We start from the raw sequence: 18,206 nt of genomic DNA on the forward strand, positions 1-18,206 counted from the left end.
GTCCCGTGACGCTTTGCAGACGAGTTGATGAACTTTTAAGCAAAATCTCCGTGCAGAGACTCGTGCTTTTTCACTTTGCCGAAGTCGGCCAGTATGGCGTAGGCTGCCGGGATCATAAACAGCACCAACAGTGTCGATGTGAAAATCCCGAACACAATGGAAATCACCAGAGGTTTCACCACCTGAGCCTGCAAACTGGTTTCCAACAGAAGCGGCAATAAGCCAGCAGCCGTCGTCAGTGATGTCAGAAAGACCGCGCGGAAACGTTCCTGACTGGCGCGCACCACCGCATCATAAATATCTTCACCTTCATCCAAGTGGTGACGGATATATTGCACCAGCAAGATGGAGTCATTCACCACCACGCCAGCCAGCGACACAAACCCCATCAGGCTTGGCATACTGAGCGGATGCCCAAGCAGCCAATGCCCCCACAGCACGCCAATTAAGGCAAGCGGAATGGCAATCAAAACCACAAAGGGTTCCAGATAGCTGCGGAATTGATAACTCAGGATCACGAAGATACCGAACAAGCCCAGAGCAAAACCAATGCTCATGGATTGACTGGTCTCAGCCGTGTCCTGACTCTGGCCTTCAAACAACACGCGTAACCCCGGATATTTCGTTTCTAGCCCTGGGATCACATCACGTTTTAATTGCGCCAAAACATCACCGATACTCACCTGACTCTGTACCACGTCACCGTATACACTTAGCGTCCGTAAGCCATCAATACGCTGAATGCGAACAAAGTTACGCTGGTAATTAAGCTCAGCCACGGTAGAAAGCGGCACCTGACTACCATCGGGCAGCACAATCGGGAAGTTGGCGAAGCTTTGCAGGCTAGCAGCATCGTCGCTATCAAGCCGCACATCAATCTCGATACTTTCTGGACCAACCTGAATTTCATCTGCTGTCTGGCCGAAATAAGCAGCACGAAGCTGCCGAGCTATCAATTGGCCGTTTACGCCAAAAGCTTCCGCGCCGGGACGTAGCGTGACTTTCACTTCTTCCTTGCCGGGCCGCATGTCATCGAGAACCCCTGACACGCCCTGAAACTGGCTGATAAACTGCTGGATGGCGACCGAGGCTTGTTTCAACTCGTTCAAATTGTCATGTTGCAAGCGAATATCAAAGTCGCGTCCACCGGGTCCAAACGCGGGCTGCTTGAACACCATGGAAATAGGATCGGTCAGCACGCCGGTTTCTTTTTCCCAGTCTGAGATGAAGTCATCAATCAAGGTGCTGCGGATCTCCGCACTCAACAAATCAAGCCTCACAGTCGCGATATGCTGACCACTTTCATCGGCATCGGCGTTAAAGTTGAATTGCTCGGTAATGTGCTCCACCAAAGGCTCGCCACTCTCATTTTCTTCACTTAGTCGCTCACCCACTCGATTCGCTGAGGCAACCAGTGTCGCGACAACAGCCTCGGTTTGCGCCAGTGATGAGCCGGGCGGCAAAATGACGCGGGCCTCCGCAATATCCCCATCGAGCTCTGGAAAGCCGACAAACCGCAGTTGACCGGATGCCAACAGTGAAACTGAAATCAAAAGCATGGCTATCACCCCTCCCACAAAGGGATAACGCCATTTCACGGCACTGGTAACCAACTCCGCCAGTTTACCTGCGCGGAAAGCTTCAAACTTCTCGAGAAAGATGCGTTTGAAAGCCAAATCAGGTTTTGGCGCTTTGGCTTTCGCCAAAGAATGCTGCAAGTGATGCGGCAGAATAAGGAAGGCTTCGACAAGACTGAGTGTGAGCACCAGGATCAGTACCATAGGCACGACCCGGAGCACCGCTCCCATTTCCCCTTGCAAGAAGATCAAGCTCCCGAATATACACACCGTCGTGAGATAAGAAGACACCACGCCGGGAAGTACCTTCTTGACCCCGTTGACCACAGCATCTTCAAGTTTTTGCCCCCGATCGATATGTGAGGCGATGGATTCGGATATCACAATGGCGTCATCCATCATGATACCGATAGCCATTAAGAGCGCTACCAGCGACATGATGTTGATGGAAAGCCCAAGTTGCGCCATCAAAAAGAAGCTACCGAGGAAGGCAACGGGTAAGCCTGCCGCCACCCAGAATGAATAGCGCAGCGAGAAGAACATCCACATCACACCAAACACTAGGATCACCCCTTGCCAGGCATTGCGGGTCATCATGGTCAGACGATCCCAAAGCAGCGACGAGAAATCGTTGGTAAGGTTGAGCGTCACGCCATTTGGGGTACGGGCCCGTTCGTCATCAACAAACTGCGCGACTTTTTCTTTAATGCGAAGGGCATCGTCAGCTTTGTTTTTGCTGATTTTAAGCAGCGCCGAAGGTTTGCCATCAAACCACACCTGTTGTTCATCCAGCTCAAAGCGCTCGGTCAGGGTGGCGATATCCTGCAAGCGAATCACGCCGCCGTCGCTGTCTGCGGCAACCACGATTTGCCCCAATGTGTCAGCGGCAATCCGTCTTTCGTCAAAGCGGATCAGCAGGCTCTTGTTATCAAGCTCAACGTTACCGCTAGGGAGGTTAATGTTCTGCGCACTGACCTGAGCGGCAATATCAGAAACACTTAACCCTAGCTGGCGAAGCGCACTCTCTCGCACTTCAATGCGGATTTGCTTGCCCGAAAAGCCCGCCACACTGACCAAGGGGACATCGTAATCACGTTTAAGTGTCTGCTTGAGATCCTCTGCGTAGGCTTTAAGCCCCACCCAATCGGTATCAGCAGCAATCGCCACATCGACCACGGGCTCATTCCAGTCAAGCTCACGCACCACAGGGGGCTCAATATCACTTGGGAAGTTATTGATAGCGTTGATTTGGGTTTGGATGTCCACCAGCATGCGGGAGATATCAGCTTGGGCATCGAGCTTCACCACTAACCCTGCCGAACCTTCCACCGCTTCACAGCGGGTTTCAACGATGTTGGAAAGACCGTCTACCGCGTCTTCCATCAACAGGCAGATATTTTGCTCTACCTGCTCAGGGCTGGCGCCGGGATACACTACCGTGGCGAGAATAAAAGGCGGCGCAAACTCAGGAAAGGTTTCACGCTTGAGTTGTGGCAGTGACGTTAACCCAAGAAGGATCAACGTTAGCATCAGCAAGTTAGCGGCTGTCGGGTGACGGGCGAAGAAACGGATCATGATGCCTCCCCGTTCACCGCATTGTTTTCTACCACGTCACCGTTTAGGGTCACCGCGCGAAGTTCCATTCCAGGCACGGCGGGTAGAAGATCGTTCAGCACCAGTTGCTGACCCGCTTTCAGATCCCCGGCGATCGCAACGCTCTCTCCGCGCCTGAACAAAATGGTAACCGGCATCACTTTCAATGCTCCGTCTTCCATCAGATAGACCTTGTCACCGCGAAGGGCACGCTCCGGGATCACCCAATGGGAAACGGGTTTGCCTTCAATCGTCGCTTTAACAAACATGCCATTAACCAGACTTGGCTGGGCAGCAATCCCTTGGGTTTGCTCTTCGCCCAGTGCAATTTCGAGGATAACGCCGACCGTCGCCTGATTCAGGCTGACCGTATCACTGAGACGCGCCACCTTGGCAGGCCATTCCTCTTTAAAGCTCCCGCTGGAAAGGTTCACACTCGCGTTGAGCTGATGCAGTTTCTCGGCAAACCCCTCGCTTTGCTCGCCGTTTAAGGTGTCGAAAACCGTCTGTATGTCATGAATGGAGACCTGCGCATCCACCTCTACCGCACCAAGGCCGTGGGCGATAACCATCACTTGCTGCGGCGTGACAACCTGATCACGTTCGATGTTTACTTCCGCAATGCGGCTGTCGATTGGTAAAACGATTTGGGTTTTATCGAGATTTCTCTGGGCTTGTTCCAGCGCTAGATTGCTCGCTTCAAGTTCTGATTCAGTGATACGTTTTTCGTCCGGCAGAACTTTTAGCTGAGCTTCCAGGTCCTGAACACGGGTTTGCTGGGAAAGAAATGCCTGCTGTTCGTTGTCCAGGTCTGATTGTGATGTCAGACCTTTTTTGCGCAGATTCTTTTGTCGCGTCAGTTCATCGCGGCTAAGGGCCAGTCTGCGCTTCTCTATCGCCAGCGTGGTTTTCAGATTGGACTCATCCAGTTCCAGTTTCGCCAAACGCGCTTCCCGAACACTCACATCTGCCTGAGCCTGTGCCACCGCCAGTTGATAGTCAGTCGGGTCGATGCGTAATAGCTCAGTGCCCGCAGGCAGCACTCGTCCTTTTTCCAAAGCAGGATTGCGGTAAATCACTTTGCCGTTCACTTCCGCAATTGCCTGCCAAGTGAGCTTCGGTGTCACCCGGCCAAAACCTGTGACCACTGGGGCAATGTTAGACTGCTCTAAAGTGATGACATCCACCGCTCGTGCTTTCGATTGGGCGGGTTTCACAGGCACATCAGGCCTGCTGCTTATCGCAATGAAGAGCACCGCGATACCGACAGCCAAGGCGGGAAAGAAAAGCAGTTTACGGCTAAGTGTCATAGTGTGTTGTCTCCCTGAACCTTGAAAATTCCGTGTTGCAGAAGTGCGGCGTTGTGTTTGGCGAGTTTTTCCAGAAAAGCACTGTCCATGGTGATCCCTTGAATGTCAGCGAGCGCCGTGGGAATGATAAATGGAAACACCATCAAGCTTGAGAAGCTCATTCGTGCAAGTTCCGGATCGATGTCTTTTCTCAAAGCGCCTTTTTCCTGTAGACGCTGAAAGAGTAATTGATGAAGGGGCAAGAGAATGTCCTGAAACAGCTTTTCAACCACCTGTCGCTGCTGATCGTCTTCATCCAGCATCATGCTACGGAAGATCAACGTAGGCAGATTAGGTCCTGTAGACATCTCGCGGTAAAACGTTGTGACTACATCATTAAGGCTTTCAATTTTCCCTTCTTCAACCGCCTGACGCATTCGGGTGATCATCGGCGCCGCTGTCTCTCTGACCATGGCCTCAAACAAGCCAGCTTTATTGCCAAAGTAATAGCGGATCATCGCCACATCGACACCAGCATTTTCTGCAATACGGCGTGTCGACACCTTGTGATAGGGTTGTTTGTGAAAAAAGCGTTGGGCTTCGCCGATCAGCGCAGCTCTGGCATCAGAGCCTCCCATTGGTCGACCTGGTTTTTTGGTCATGGCATCATCCGTAATTCATCAGCGTTGAATTTATACTACTCCCTGTTCGGTCTCTTTTCGCGCCATTTAATTCCCTAGAGCATAGGATTGTGATGAATTTCCGTTCAAAAAATAGACACAGATGAATACTCTGGTTTTTTACTTAAAAAGCAGTTTTTTAAACCACAGTTAACATTATGAGTGACGCTTTCTTGTTATTTTCTAATTTGATATTGACGCTTTAGTAAGCTGTTTGGTATTCATTTGTGCAGACATCTTTAGAGAACTGTTACAAATGATGAAACGCATTTTCCTTCTAGACCTTCTACTTCTCGTGAATTGTTCGCGCGGGTAGGTCATGGATTGAAAACAGTTTTCACCTGACACACGAAACCCGCGCCAAGGCGCGGGTTTTTTGTATGACCTGCCAAAGGTGCGGAGTACAACCTAATAACGGCACATGAGGGAACGACCATGAAAGACCAAGTCATCATATTTGACACCACATTACGCGACGGCGAACAAGCGCTGTCCGCCAGTTTGACTGTAAAAGAGAAGTTGCAGATTGCACTGGCGCTGGAGCGTCTGGGTGTGGATGTGATTGAAGCTGGCTTCCCTGTTTCAAGCCCGGGTGATTTCGAATCCGTCCAGACGATCGCAAAATCGGTTAAGAATAGTCGCATTTGTGCTTTGTCCCGTGCAGTCGATAAAGATATCGACGTCGCCGCTGAATCCCTCAAAGTTGCTGAAGCGTTCCGTATCCACACTTTCCTTTCCACTTCTACTATTCACGTTCAGGACAAACTTCGCCGTAGCTACGACCAAGTTGTTGAAATGGGTGTGAATGCCGTCAAACGCGCTCGTCGCTACACAGATGACGTGGAATTCTCCTGTGAAGATGCAGGCCGTACGCCGATTGATAACCTGTGCCGCATGGTGGAAGAAGCCATCAAAGCCGGAGCTACCACGGTCAATATCCCTGATACCGTGGGCTACACCGTACCGGGTGAGTTCGGTGGCATTATCGAAACCCTGTTCAACCGCGTGCCAAACATCGACAAAGCAGTGATTTCGGTTCACTGTCACGATGACTTGGGCATGTCGGTCGCCAACTCGATTGCTGCAGTTCAAGCAGGTGCGCGCCAGATTGAAGGCACCATCAATGGTATCGGTGAGCGTGCCGGTAACTGTGCGCTGGAAGAGATTGCGATGATCATCAAAACCCGCAGCGAGTTGTTAGGGGTGGAAACAGGCATCAATCACAAAGAAATCAGCCGCACCAGTAAGATGGTCAGCCAGCTGTGTAATATGCCGATTCAGTCCAACAAAGCGATTGTCGGCACCAATGCATTCAGCCACAGCTCTGGTATTCACCAAGATGGCATGCTGAAGAACAAGAACACCTACGAGATTATGACGCCAGAGTCGATTGGTCTGGGTCAGAAAGCATTGAACCTGACCAGCCGTTCAGGCCGCGCGGCGGTGAAGAGCCACATGGATACCATGGGCTACAGTGACGACGACTACAACCTGGACAACTTGTACGAATCTTTCTTGAAACTGGCAGACCGCAAGGGTCAGGTTTTCGATTATGATCTGGAAGCTTTGATGTTCTTCAACAACTTGCAGGAAGAAGATGACTTCTACAAGCTGAAGTATCTGAGCGTACAAAGTGGCAGTGTGATGGCAACCACAACCGTCAGCCTGCAGTGCGGCGATGAGGAAGTCAGCGACGCTGCGATTGGTAACGGCCCGGTTGATGCACTGTATCAGGTCATTTACCGCATCACTGGCTATGACATTGTGCTGGACAAGTTTGACCTGACCGCCAAAGGCGAAGGGGAAGATGGCTTGGGTCAGGCAGACATCATCGCCAATTATAAAGGTCGCAAGTACCACGGTACGGGCGTCTCAACAGACATTATTGAAGCCTCAGGTCAGGCATTGCTGCATGTGATTAACAGCATTTACCGCGCTGACCGCATCGCGCAAATAAAAGAACAAGCAACATTAAAAATGGAGACAGTGTAACCATGGCAGGCACCTATAAGATTGCCGTTCTACCGGGAGACGGTATTGGCCCGGAAGTGATGCAACAAGCCCACAAAGTTCTTGATGCCGTAAGCGCTAAATTTGGCATTAGCTTTGAGAAAACAGAATACGATGTCGGTGGTATCGCCATCGACAACCACGGCACCCCACTACCAGACGCAACCCTGAAAGGGTGTGAAGCGGCTGATGCGGTGCTGTTTGGTTCGGTGGGTGGCCCTAAGTGGGAACACTTGCCACCGAATGAACAGCCTGAGCGTGGTGCGCTGTTGCCACTGCGTAAGCATTTCCAACTGTTCTGTAACCTTCGTCCCGCGCAGATTCATGCCGGCCTTGAAGCTTTCTCACCACTTCGTGCGGATATCTCTGAGCGAGGTTTTGACATCGTAGTGGTACGTGAACTGACCGGCGGTATCTACTTTGGTCAGCCTAAAGGCCGTGAAGGCTCTGGCGCAGAAGAGAAGGCGTTCGACACGGAAGTTTACTATCGCTATGAAATCGAGCGTATTGCGCGCATCGCGTTTGAGTCTGCACGTCTTCGCCGCAAAAAGGTAATGTCAGTAGATAAAGCGAACGTATTGCAAAGCTCTATCCTTTGGCGCGAAGTGGTAGAAGAAATCGCGAAAGACTACCCAGATGTTGAGCTGTCACACATCTACATCGACAACGCGACCATGCAGCTGATCAAAGACCCATCGCAGTTTGATGTCATGCTGTGTTCTAACATCTTCGGTGACATCATCTCTGATGAGTGCGCGATGATCACTGGCTCCATGGGCATGCTGCCATCTGCAAGCCTCAACGACAGCAAGTTTGGCCTTTACGAGCCCGCAGGTGGTTCTGCACCGGATATTGCAGGTAAGAACATTGCCAACCCAGTGGCGCAAATCCTGTCTGCCGCTCTGATGCTGCGCTACAGCCTTGGCGAAGAAGACGCTGCACGCGCTATCGAAGCTGCGGTCAGCCAAGCGCTGGAAGCGGGCGAGCTAACAGCTGATCTGGCTGGCGATGCGACCCCGCTGACCACATCCGAAATGGGTGATAAGATTGCAGCGTATGTAAGCGAAGCCTAAGCGCACTGGAAGCACATAATTATTAAGGAAGACAGGGCAATGTCAGCAAAAACCCTTTACGAAAAAATCTACGACGCGCATATCGTCGTAGAAGCACCGGGCGAAACCCCGTTGCTGTATATCGACCGTCACTTGGTCCATGAAGTGACCTCTCCTCAGGCGTTTGATGGCCTACGTCAACACGGTCGTAAAGTGCGTCAGGTTTCTAAAACCTTCGCGACCATGGATCACAACGTTTCTACTGAGACCAAAGACATCAATGCCTCGGGCGAGATGGCAAAAATTCAGATGGAAACGTTGGCAAAGAACTGTGAAGAGTTCGGCGTCACCCTTTACGATTTGAACCACCCTTACCAGGGTATTGTTCACGTGATGGGTCCTGAGCTGGGTATTACCCTGCCGGGCACCACCATTGTTTGTGGCGATTCCCATACTGCAACCCACGGCGCGTTTGGTGCACTGGCATTCGGTATCGGTACCTCTGAAGTTGAACACGTACTGGCGACTCAAACCCTGAAGCAAGGCCGTGCCAAGACCATGAAAATTGAGGTCAAAGGCAAGGTCGCTGAAGGCGTGACCGCGAAAGATATCGTCCTCGCGATCATCGGTAAAGTCGGCCACGCAGGTGGTACCGGTCACGTGGTTGAGTTCTGTGGTCAGGCGATTGAAGATTTGACCATGGAAGGCCGCATGACGGTCTGTAATATGGCGATCGAGCTGGGCGCGAAAGCGGGTCTGGTGGCACCGGATCAAACCACCTTTGAATACCTGCAAGGCCGCAAGTTTTCACCAACTGGCGCAGACTGGGATGCAGCTGTTGAATACTGGAACAGCCTGAAAACTGATGCTGACGCTGAGTTCGACACTATCGTCACGTTGGAAGCGGCAGACATCTCCAACCAAGTCACTTGGGGCACTAACCCAGGTCAGGTGGTGGGTATCAACGATGTGGTTCCAGCACCGGAAAGCTTTAGCGACCCTATCGAGCGTCACTCTGCAGAGCGTGCGCTTCGCTACATGGGCATCGAAGCTGGCCAGAAAATTACTGATATCACCATCGATAAAGTGTTTATCGGCTCTTGCACCAATTCACGTATCGAAGACATGCGCGCCGCAGCGGCTGTTGCCAAAGGCCGTAAAGTGGCTGCAGGCGTTCAGGCGCTGGTAGTGCCGGGCTCTGAGCAGGTAAAAGCGCAAGCCGAAGCAGAAGGTCTGGACAAGATTTTCGTTGAAGCTGGCTTTGAATGGCGTCTGCCAGGTTGCTCTATGTGTCTGGCGATGAACAATGACCGCCTTGGACCAAAAGAGCGCTGTGCATCCACCAGTAACCGTAACTTCGAAGGCCGTCAGGGTCGCGAAGGACGTACTCACCTGGTGAGCCCGGCAATGGCAGCTGCTGCAGCCGTTGCTGGTCACTTTGTTGACGTAAACAGCTTATAAGGAGCCCACCATGTCAGGAATTAAACAACACACAGGCTTGGTGGCACCGCTGGACGCAGCAAACGTCGATACTGATGCCATCATTCCAAAGCAATTTTTGCAGAAAGTGACCCGCACCGGTTTTGGTAAGCACCTGTTTCACGACTGGCGTTTTCTGGACGATGCAGGTCAGCAGGACAACCCAGAGTTTGTGCTGAACCAACCTCGGTACAAAGGCGCAAGTGTGCTGCTGGCACGCGAGAACTTTGGTTGTGGTTCATCCCGTGAGCACGCACCTTGGGCACTGGCTGATTTCGGCTTCAAAGTGATGATCGCGCCAAGCTTTGCGGACATCTTCTACGGCAACTCCATCAATAACCAGATGGTACCTGTTAAGCTAACTGAAGCAGAAGTCGACGAACTGTTTAAGTTTGTGGAAGCCAATGAAGGCGCGGAGATCGCGTTGGATCTGGAAGCGCAAACTGTGTCTGCCGGTGGCAAAACCTACTCGTTCGAAATCGACGAGTTCCGCCGTCATTGCTTGCTGAATGGCTTAGACAGCATCGGCTTGACGCTTCAACACGAAGAAAAGATCGCAGAATACGAAAGTAAGATCCCTGCTTTTCTTTCCTAACAATTGGATTTATCAACTAAATCTCACAATAAAGCCGACTCTTTGAGTCGGCTTTTTCTATGCTGGTAGAAAGCCACGTCGACAAGGAAGGTCATGATGCGCCCAGTTATCACTGCAATGGTAGTGTTGTTTTTCCTTAACACAGTGCAAGTGAGTGCCGAGACCAAGCTTATCTTTGACACGCCTACGACCTCAGAGGATAAAACAGCTAAACAGTTGGTTGAGAACGTTACCAAAGAGACAGTAAAACTGGTCAATGACTACGCTCCCCTTCCTGACACATTGACCATCCGTTTTGGAGATCTGGACGGGCCACTCTTTGACCCTGATACCACAACTATTCAAATGCCTTACGAATTTGTGCGTTACGCGAAAGAAAAATTCCAGAGCGTCCCTCCTTCCCACGAAGGTATTACACCGGATGAAGCCACGAAGGCGTCGATTATTCACACCTTGCTGCATGAGTATGGACATGCGTATCTTTTTCTGTGGGATTTCCCAGCACTCGGCAAAGAGGAAGACGCCGTCGACAGTTTTGCTACGCTATCCATCATTAAGTTTTATGACGCTGAAACCGCATTTATTGGCGTCGATCTTTTTGCCATCGAGGATATGGACACTGAGTTTATCGATGATGTTTCCATGTGGGGAGAGCACAGTCTCGATGCCCAGCGCTACGCAAGATCGCTATGTTTGATCTACGGCAGCGATCCTGAGAAATTTGAGGATTTAATGGATCCTGAGCTTGTCGAGGCAGAACGGGATTTGTTTTGTCCTTATGAATTTGAAACCCAGTCGCGCAACTGGTCAAGAGTGATAGAAATGCTCAGTGAAAGTGAATGAAAATAGTCACTCTCCGGTCTATTTTCACATTGTAGCTTTTCACTGAGTATCACCATGAAGCCAATTTTTGCACTATTGCGTCCTTTGCTTTTGATCGCTTTTCTCTCGCCGGCCGTTGTATTCGCTGCCCCAAAAAGCGACCTCTGGCCTATTTGGGAAAAGAGTAATGAGTCTAGCTCTGCTTCATTTGATCACGGCCATTGGCAGAAAATCCTAGACAAGTACCTTCTCGAAAAAGGCCAGCACAATCTTTTCAATTACAGCGCAGTCAGTCCGGCTGATAAGGCATTGCTCAGTCAATATCTGACTAATCTGACTGCTCTGGATCCTCGCAATTACAGCAAGGCTGAACAGTTTGCTTACTGGGTAAATCTATACAATGCGCTGACTGTTCAACTTATTCTCGACGAGTACCCTGTAAAATCAATTACTAAGCTGGGTGGCTTTTTAAGTTTTGGTCCTTGGGATGATGAAGTTGCCAAAATCGCAGGGCAATCATTGACGCTCAATGACATTGAGCACCGTATTCTTCGCCCCATCTGGAATGACTCACGCATTCACTATGCGGTCAATTGTGCTAGCTTGGGTTGCCCTAACCTCGCTACGACCGCGTTCTCCGCAGATAACAGTGAAGCGCTATTGGAAGCAGCAGCCAAGCAGTTCACCAACAGTAATAAAGGCGCCAGCATTGACGGTAATACTCTGACTCTTTCCTCGATCTACGACTGGTATGGCGTAGATTTCGGTAATAACGAGCAAGAAATACTAAAAGCCATCGACCAACACCGCGACGGCTCAAAGCTTGAAGGCTGGAAGGGTAAAATTAAATACGATTACGATTGGTCACTTAACCAACCTTAAAATGTATTTTGTTGAAAAACTAAAGACGGGCGCATTACGCGCCCGTTGCTATTTATATCATTACGATTGGTTTACAATATTGACCATCTCGTGGGGTGCTGACTTCGTCGGCTGAGATTGCGAACGCTAAACCCATGTACCTGAACCAGATAATGCTGGCGTAGGAATGAGATGTCCAAAGCTGACCCGCTCAATGACCTCACCCTCGCCGCACATTGACGTGAGGCACCGATGAAATATTCTATTTCTGCTCTGATGTTGGCAATGACCATGGCTGGTCCTGCGCTGGCACACTCTACTGATACCCTGACAGTATACACTTACGACTCTTTTGCCGCTGACTGGGGCCCGGGCCCAGCGGTTAAAAAAGCCTTCGAAGCAGAATGTCACTGCACCCTGAACCTTGTGGCTCTGGAAGATGGCGTAACCATCCTTAATCGCCTGCGTCTAGAGGGAAAAAACAGCAAAGCTGACGTCATTCTGGGCTTAGATACCAACCTAATGACTGAAGCAGAGAAGACCGGTCTGCTGGCCGCTCACAGTGTGGACACAAAGTCTGTCACTCTGCCTGACGGTTGGAACAACAACACATTCGTTCCATACGACTATGGCTACTTCGCTTTTGTTTATGACAAAACCAAGCTGGAAAATCCGCCAAAGAGCCTGAAAGAGCTGGTTGAGAAGCGTGATGACATCTCCGTTATCTATCAAGACCCACGTACATCAACACCAGGCCAAGGCCTGATGCTGTGGATGAAATCCGTTTACGGCGATGATGTTGCGGGTGCCTGGCAGCAACTGGCAGAGAAAACAGTTACTGTGACCAAAGGCTGGTCTGAAGCTTACAGCATGTTCCTGAATGGCGAATCAGACATGGTGCTGTCTTACACCACGTCTCCGGCTTATCACCTGATTGCGGAAGAAAACCCGAACTTCAGCAGTGCTAACTTTGAAGAAGGCCACTACATGCAGGTCGAGGTGGCAGCGAAAGTGAAGAGTTCGGAAAGGCAGGAACTGGCTGATCAATTTATGCAGTTCATCCTGAGTGATGGCTTCCAAAATGCAGTACCAACGGGTCAGTGGATGTATCCGGTTACGGGGGTTGAACTGCCAAAAGGCTTCGACACCCTTTCTGTGCCGTCGAAAAGTCTGCAATTCGCACCAGAAAAAGTATCCGACAACCGCCGCAACTGGATTCGTGAATGGCAATCGGCGCTGGTGAAATAAGTCCGTGCTAAACCCTTCCAGAACCTGGCCCGGCATATTGTCGGCGTCAGTCATCGCGGTGCTGATTAGCACCGCGTTGTTTTCTTTACTGACTCAGGCTCCAACGCTAGATATCGCCTCACTTTGGCACGATCCTTACCTCAAGCATGTCACCCTATTCAGCATTAAGCAGGCAGTCCTTTCCACGCTGTTGTCCGTCGGGTTAGCGATTCCTGTTGCCCATGCGCTCTCACGTCGGCAATTTCCCGGCAAGCGCTTATTACTGAAATTATTTTCCATGACGCTGGTCCTGCCTGTGCTGGTTGGCGTATTCGGTATTCTGGCGATTTACGGAAAAAGAGGATTGCTGTCAGATTGGCTTCCTTTGCTTGGTATGAACTGGGACGTCAACATTTATGGCCTTTCTGGCATTTTGCTGGCACACGTATTCTTTAACCTGCCATTTTCCACTCAGCTTCTAGTACAGGCTCTAGAACGGGTTCCAGGTGATCAACAAAGACTTGCGCAACAACTCGGAATGCGCGGATGGCATCGCTTCCGCCTATTGGAATGGCCTTACCTTCGGCAGCAATTGCCACATGTGATTGGTTTGGTCTTTATGCTCTGCTTTACGAGCTTTGCCACTGTGATGGCACTGGGAGGCGGTCCAGGCGCAACAACGATTGAACTTGCTATCTATCAGGCTATCCGCTTTGATTTTGATTTGCAGACAGGTGCGCTGCTGGCACTCTGGCAACTGCTGCTTTGTGGCCTTTTCCACCTCGCCATCCAGCGACTGACACGTCCGGTTTCCCAGCAAGGAAAGGACAGCGATATTGTGCTTCCACCAAGACTCGACAGCACTGCTGAGAAAATCTGGGACATCGCATGGATTGCCCTCGCGGTACTTTTTGTCATCCCTCCCCTACTGATGGTAGCCCTGAGTGGTATCAACCCCAGCGCGCTGAATGTACTCACAAGCGCAGCGCTTTGGCAGGCAACAGCCAACTCCCTATCATTGGCAGCAGGAGCTGCGGTTAGCGCTTTTGTACTTGGCAGTGCCATTGTGCTCACTAGCCGTTTTTGGCGCTTAAGCGGTTTAAGCAGGCGTGCAGATGGTATAGAGATGACCGCTTCGTTGATATTGGTGGTGCCCAGCGTGGTCCTTAGTACGGGTCTATTTCTGATGCTGCGCGAGCACATCGATGTGTTCAGTTCACCTTATTGGCTCGTTCTTGCAGTCAATACATTGATGGCGTTGCCTTATGTGGTGAAAACGTTAAGCACACCTGCTTTCCAACTTTCGCAGCAATATCAGAACCTGTGCAGTAGCCTCGGCGTAAAAGGAATCAACCGCCTAAAGCTCATTGAATGGCGCGCGCTAAAGACGCCGATTGCCCGAGCTGTCGGTATCAGTTTTGTGCTTTCTACCGGCGATCTTGGTGCGATTGCTCTGGTCGGCAGTCAGGATTTTCAAACCCTGCCTTTGTACCTGTTCCACCTAATGGGGAGCTATCAAATGGATGCGGCTGCTGCGGCATCGCTAATTCTGTTTGCACTCAGCCTCGGCAGTTACGCCCTCATCGAAAAAGTTATTTCAGGAAAACGTTATGCTGCGCGTCAGTGACCTCAATTATCAATACCAGTCTGAAACGCTAAGTTTCTCTTTTGAAGCAGCGCCTGGCAGCATCACCGCCATTTTAGGTCCCAGTGGTGCAGGAAAAAGTACTCTGCTCTCTTTACTGTGTGGGCTTTTGCCGCCTCAAGAAGGCTCGGTGAGCTTTAATGATGACAACTTCACACAAATGCCATCACATGAACGCCCACTCTCTATTCTTTTCCAGGAACACAATTTGTTCAGTCACCTGAGTGCATTTGACAATATTGCGCTGGGTATCAGTCCTAAACTCTCTCTGAGTAAGAAAGAAAAAGCTCACATTGAAGATGCGGCAGAAAAAGTTGGGCTGCAAGGTTATCTCAACCGCCAGCCGGGAGAGCTATCAGGAGGTCAGAAACAGCGTGTTGCCTTGGCGCGATGTCTGGTTCGCAATAGACCAATATTGCTTCTCGACGAGCCATTCTCTTCTTTAGATCCTGCTTTACGCCGCGACATGCTTATAGAGGTTCAACAACTTGCGCGTTTTCAGGGTACAACGATTCTGATGGTGACCCACCATCCTGAAGATGCCATCGCTATTGCTGATAAGGTGTTGTTTATTGATGGTGGAAAGGTCGTTTATCACGCTGAAATTAGCGAACTTAGCGCACCAAGTGAAGCAATAATGCCTTATTTTTCATAAGATTAAATGATGCTTAGTGGTGAAATATTGCGCATCAACTAACCGCATCTATACTTATTTTTAAGACACTTAACACATAAGAGAGATGCGATTGTGACTGTTACCAGTATCGATGTGCTGGACTCGGTGGTCGATATTACAGCCCAGACTGAGTCCGATACCATTTCCGAAAGCCTTATTACAACGGTCTTACAGCTAACACCGGCTAATCAGGTATTGGTGTTGGATTACAATTCAGAAGCCACCCCAGAGTTTATGGTTGTCGCATGTTCGGACATCTTTCTTTACGAAGATGAGCGGGATGCTATTGAGCGCGTAATCAAAAACTGCGTGCTGATTGGTGAGAATATCGTTGAATACAGTAATGATGATAATCAAGCCTTACTGGCAGTTCCTGTTCGATGTGGAGAAAAAGGGGAAATTGAAGCCGTTGTATTCTGCAAAGCAGATGAACTGAAAGGCGATGAAGTCCAACTTATCGAAGGGCTAACAAAAATCTATGAGAACTACCAAAAGATCATTTCAGCCAGCGAGAGAGATGGGCTTACTGGACTATACAATCGCAAAGTACTCACCTCAAAAATAGACCTTTTGCTTGACCGTTTTCTGATTCAGGGGGACACAATTCTCGACTGCCCTTCCAGCACTCATTGGGTCTGCCTTTTTGATGTTGATCAGCTTAAAATCATTAATGACTCTCTTGGCCATGTCTACGGCGATGAGATATTGTTACTTATCACAGCAATAATGAAACAAGTCTTCAGCGAAGATGACATCTTGTTCCGCTATGGGGGTGATGAGTTCGTTGTGATTATGCATCCGCAATCTCGGGAAGAGATGGAAAGTACCGTCAGACGCTTTATGCAAGCGGTTCACGAGCGGGATTACGGGCAGGCAAAAGATGTTGCTATTTCTCTAGGCGCTGCCGCCATCAGCGAAGATGAGATGAACGCAATCACAGTGATTGGTTATGCTGACCAAGCACTCTACAAAGCCAAACAAAATGGCCGTAGTCAACTCGCCTTCTATGAAGACTTAATTGCTAGTGGCGAACTCCAATCGTTTGTGCCCGAAGACGATGTCGAAATGTTCTAACTATCACTCAGCCTAATAAGCCGCCACACAACGCGGCTTTTTGTTTTGGGATGTACGTTACACTTTTACATCACATTAACGATTGACAGAAAACCGATTAATCATTTCCCTCAGCACAATGGGTTGAGTATAATCAAGTCAGATAATCTAGACAGATTGATTTACCCGAGTTTATTTATGCCCAGTATTCGCCGGCTCTTTGCTCTTGCGCTGACGTCAGTACTCTTTTTGTTTTCATCCTTCTCCTTTGCAGAAACCAAGAAGCTAGTCATTACGGGCTCCTCAACGTGGCAACCTTTTTCTTTTATCAACCGCTTTGGTGAGCCCGATGGCGTCATGGTCGACTTTTGGCGGCTTTATGGTGTCGCCAACAATGTTGATTTCTCGTTTGAGCTCAAACCATGGAGTGAATCTCTCGCTTTTGCCCGTAATACTCCAAACGTAATACATGGCGGGCTTGGGTATACTGGTGATCGTGCCAAGTCACTCGCCTTCTCCCGGGAACTGCCACTTAATCATTACAACGTTAGTCTGTTCGTTCAAAAAGATCTGCCTTTTGACCACATCCACGCACTAGACTCGGCAATTGTGGGAACGGTGAAAGACAGCACTAAACACGCTTTTTTAACGTCGCGTATTCCTGAGAAAAACATTCGCCTTTTCCCTACCTTCGGCTCTCTAAATGATGCAGCCTACCGGGGAGAAGTCGATGTATTTATTGATGATTTAAGCACGGCGCTTTATGACATGCGTCACACTGGCAACAGTGGTCAATTCACGTCGCGGCAAAAGCTCTACTCCTTCCCCATGCACTTTGCGGTTAACAAAGAGTCCAAAGCTATTATTGCGGATGTGGAAAGGGGACTAACCCGAATATCTCAGGAAGATATCAATGCCATCTATGAGAAATGGCTACCTCAAAATAAGCTACACCTGTCATTGCCATGGTTGAATAAAACGGCTCAATATCTGATTTTTATTTCCTCATTGGTATTGCTGACAGTCGGATTGTTTCTCTACCATCGTTTGCTGAAATATCGCACTACAGAGCTAAAGAATGCGGTCAAAGCACTAAAAGATTCAAAACAAAAACTCGAGACAGCGACCCAAAACGACCCGCTTACGGGCACTAAAACACGTCATCAGTTTTTCGCGGCATTGAGTGATAAGCGCTTCTCACCGTCGCCTTATGTGGTAGCGGTACTGGATATTGATCACCTTAAGGAAGTCAACGAGAGCTACGGGCAGGATGTGGGCGACATAGCTATCAAACACCTTGCTACACAACTTAGATTACAGTTGCCTAGTCAAACGCTGTGCGCACGCCTTGGTGGCGGTGAGTTTGCAGTTTTATTTGATTTAAGTGATACCAGCCAGGCACAACGTAAGTTACAGCAGCTCCAAAAGACCCTACAGCTCAGCCTTCTCTACATCGACCAACAAGTCGTGCCGGTCAAGTTCAGCTCAGGCATCGCAGGCTATCCCTATGATGGTGAAAGTGGCGAGAAGTTGGTTCGTATCGCCTCAACCCGTATGCGCGCCAATAAAAAGTCACAAAGTAACTTTACGGCTGGCGACAATGACGACGATTTGCTTGCTGAGCATCGCTGGGCATAGTGTCACGAG

Annotated in this window: 14 protein-coding genes and 1 riboswitch; of the genes, 11 read left to right on the forward strand and 3 right to left on the reverse strand. The window is 49.8% G+C overall.

Annotated features, from left to right (window positions below):
- Positions 1-35 precede the first annotated feature (35 nt).
- The 3 genes from GMA8713_RS13180 to GMA8713_RS13190 are packed head-to-tail and all read right to left on the reverse strand — an operon-like array spanning position 36 to position 5,121.
- A complete protein-coding gene (locus GMA8713_RS13180; protein ID WP_062710494.1) occupies positions 36-3,152 on the reverse strand; it encodes an efflux RND transporter permease subunit in 3,117 nt (1,038 codons plus the stop codon).
- Positions 3,149-4,480: an efflux RND transporter periplasmic adaptor subunit gene (locus GMA8713_RS13185; RefSeq protein ID WP_062710497.1), complete on the reverse strand. Its 1,332-nt coding sequence runs from the start codon at positions 4,478-4,480 to the stop codon at positions 3,149-3,151. Before GMA8713_RS13185 ends, GMA8713_RS13180 begins: the two co-directional genes overlap by 4 nt.
- The gene (locus tag GMA8713_RS13190) at positions 4,477-5,121 is read right to left on the reverse strand and encodes a TetR/AcrR family transcriptional regulator (protein WP_062710500.1); all 645 of its coding nucleotides are present in this window, start codon (positions 5,119-5,121) and stop codon (positions 4,477-4,479) included. The genes GMA8713_RS13185 and GMA8713_RS13190 overlap by 4 nt, the downstream gene beginning before the upstream one ends.
- A 453-nt stretch (positions 5,122-5,574) precedes the next feature.
- Here GMA8713_RS13190 and leuA point away from each other — a divergent pair, with 453 nt between their 5' ends.
- The 11 genes from leuA (at position 5,575) to GMA8713_RS13245 (ending at position 18,197) form a co-directional block, all read left to right on the forward strand.
- Positions 5,575-7,131 carry a 2-isopropylmalate synthase gene (gene leuA, locus GMA8713_RS13195; RefSeq protein ID WP_062710504.1) on the forward strand — a complete coding sequence of 519 codons (1,557 nt, stop codon included), beginning with the start codon at positions 5,575-5,577 and terminating at the stop codon, positions 7,129-7,131.
- A 2-nt stretch (positions 7,132-7,133) separates the two neighbouring features.
- On the forward strand, positions 7,134-8,222 hold the full coding sequence (leuB, locus tag GMA8713_RS13200) for a 3-isopropylmalate dehydrogenase (RefSeq protein ID WP_046306228.1): 1,089 nt from the start codon (positions 7,134-7,136) through the stop codon (positions 8,220-8,222).
- A gap of 39 nt (positions 8,223-8,261) precedes the next feature.
- Positions 8,262-9,662, forward strand: a complete 1,401-nt coding sequence (leuC, locus tag GMA8713_RS13205; RefSeq protein WP_062710507.1) for a 3-isopropylmalate dehydratase large subunit — start codon at positions 8,262-8,264, stop codon at positions 9,660-9,662.
- Positions 9,663-9,672: 10 nt separating this feature from the next.
- The gene (leuD, locus tag GMA8713_RS13210) at positions 9,673-10,275 is read left to right on the forward strand and encodes a 3-isopropylmalate dehydratase small subunit (RefSeq protein WP_002537722.1); all 603 of its coding nucleotides are present in this window, start codon (positions 9,673-9,675) and stop codon (positions 10,273-10,275) included.
- Between the two features lie 93 nt (positions 10,276-10,368).
- On the forward strand, positions 10,369-11,118 hold the full coding sequence (locus tag GMA8713_RS13215) for a DUF4344 domain-containing metallopeptidase (protein ID WP_084387728.1): 750 nt from the start codon (positions 10,369-10,371) through the stop codon (positions 11,116-11,118).
- A gap of 54 nt (positions 11,119-11,172) precedes the next feature.
- Complete coding sequence (locus tag GMA8713_RS13220; RefSeq protein ID WP_062710513.1) at positions 11,173-11,979, forward strand: DUF547 domain-containing protein; 807 nt, start codon at positions 11,173-11,175, stop codon at positions 11,977-11,979.
- Between the two features lie 81 nt (positions 11,980-12,060).
- Positions 12,061-12,163: riboswitch (TPP riboswitch) on the forward strand.
- 71 nt (positions 12,164-12,234) lie between these two features.
- Positions 12,235-13,206: a thiamine ABC transporter substrate binding subunit gene (gene thiB, locus GMA8713_RS13225; RefSeq protein ID WP_422615200.1), complete on the forward strand. Its 972-nt coding sequence runs from the start codon at positions 12,235-12,237 to the stop codon at positions 13,204-13,206.
- Between the two features lie 4 nt (positions 13,207-13,210).
- On the forward strand, positions 13,211-14,812 hold the full coding sequence (thiP, locus tag GMA8713_RS13230) for a thiamine/thiamine pyrophosphate ABC transporter permease (RefSeq protein ID WP_062710522.1): 1,602 nt from the start codon (positions 13,211-13,213) through the stop codon (positions 14,810-14,812).
- Positions 14,796-15,485 carry a thiamine ABC transporter ATP-binding protein gene (gene thiQ / locus GMA8713_RS13235; RefSeq protein WP_062710523.1) on the forward strand — a complete coding sequence of 230 codons (690 nt, stop codon included), beginning with the start codon at positions 14,796-14,798 and terminating at the stop codon, positions 15,483-15,485. The genes thiP and thiQ overlap by 17 nt, the downstream gene beginning before the upstream one ends.
- 93 nt (positions 15,486-15,578) lie before the next feature.
- Positions 15,579-16,580, forward strand: coding sequence for a GGDEF domain-containing protein (locus tag GMA8713_RS13240; RefSeq protein WP_062710526.1), 1,002 nt, complete (start codon positions 15,579-15,581; stop codon positions 16,578-16,580).
- A 177-nt stretch (positions 16,581-16,757) separates the two neighbouring features.
- Positions 16,758-18,197 (forward strand): transporter substrate-binding domain-containing diguanylate cyclase, encoded by a 1,440-nt coding sequence (locus GMA8713_RS13245; RefSeq protein WP_062710529.1) that lies wholly within the window; start codon positions 16,758-16,760, stop codon positions 18,195-18,197.
- Positions 18,198-18,206 lie beyond the last annotated feature (9 nt).

The organism is Grimontia marina (assembly GCF_900060185.1).
GTDB classification, from domain to species: domain Bacteria; phylum Pseudomonadota; class Gammaproteobacteria; order Enterobacterales; family Vibrionaceae; genus Enterovibrio; species Enterovibrio marinus.

Bases quoted from the DNA above. Each gene is read 5' to 3' on its own strand.
- GMA8713_RS13215 (WP_084387728.1), top strand. From the start codon at position 10,369: ATGATGCGCCCAGTTATCACTGCAATGGTAGTGTTGTTTTTCCTTAAC.
- leuC (WP_062710507.1), top strand. From the start codon at position 8,262: ATGTCAGCAAAAACCCTTTACGAAAAAATCTACGACGCGCATATCGTC.
- GMA8713_RS13220 (WP_062710513.1), top strand. From the start codon at position 11,173: ATGAAGCCAATTTTTGCACTATTGCGTCCTTTGCTTTTGATCGCTTTT.
- GMA8713_RS13190 (WP_062710500.1), bottom strand. From the start codon at position 5,121: ATGACCAAAAAACCAGGTCGACCAATGGGAGGCTCTGATGCCAGAGCT.
- GMA8713_RS13180 (WP_062710494.1), bottom strand. From the start codon at position 3,152: ATGATCCGTTTCTTCGCCCGTCACCCGACAGCCGCTAACTTGCTGATG.
- GMA8713_RS13245 (WP_062710529.1), top strand. From the start codon at position 16,758: ATGCCCAGTATTCGCCGGCTCTTTGCTCTTGCGCTGACGTCAGTACTC.
- leuD (WP_002537722.1), top strand. From the start codon at position 9,673: ATGTCAGGAATTAAACAACACACAGGCTTGGTGGCACCGCTGGACGCA.
- thiB (WP_422615200.1), top strand. From the start codon at position 12,235: ATGTTGGCAATGACCATGGCTGGTCCTGCGCTGGCACACTCTACTGAT.
- thiQ (WP_062710523.1), top strand. From the start codon at position 14,796: ATGCTGCGCGTCAGTGACCTCAATTATCAATACCAGTCTGAAACGCTA.
- GMA8713_RS13185 (WP_062710497.1), bottom strand. From the start codon at position 4,480: ATGACACTTAGCCGTAAACTGCTTTTCTTTCCCGCCTTGGCTGTCGGT.
- leuA (WP_062710504.1), top strand. From the start codon at position 5,575: ATGAAAGACCAAGTCATCATATTTGACACCACATTACGCGACGGCGAA.
- leuB (WP_046306228.1), top strand. From the start codon at position 7,134: ATGGCAGGCACCTATAAGATTGCCGTTCTACCGGGAGACGGTATTGGC.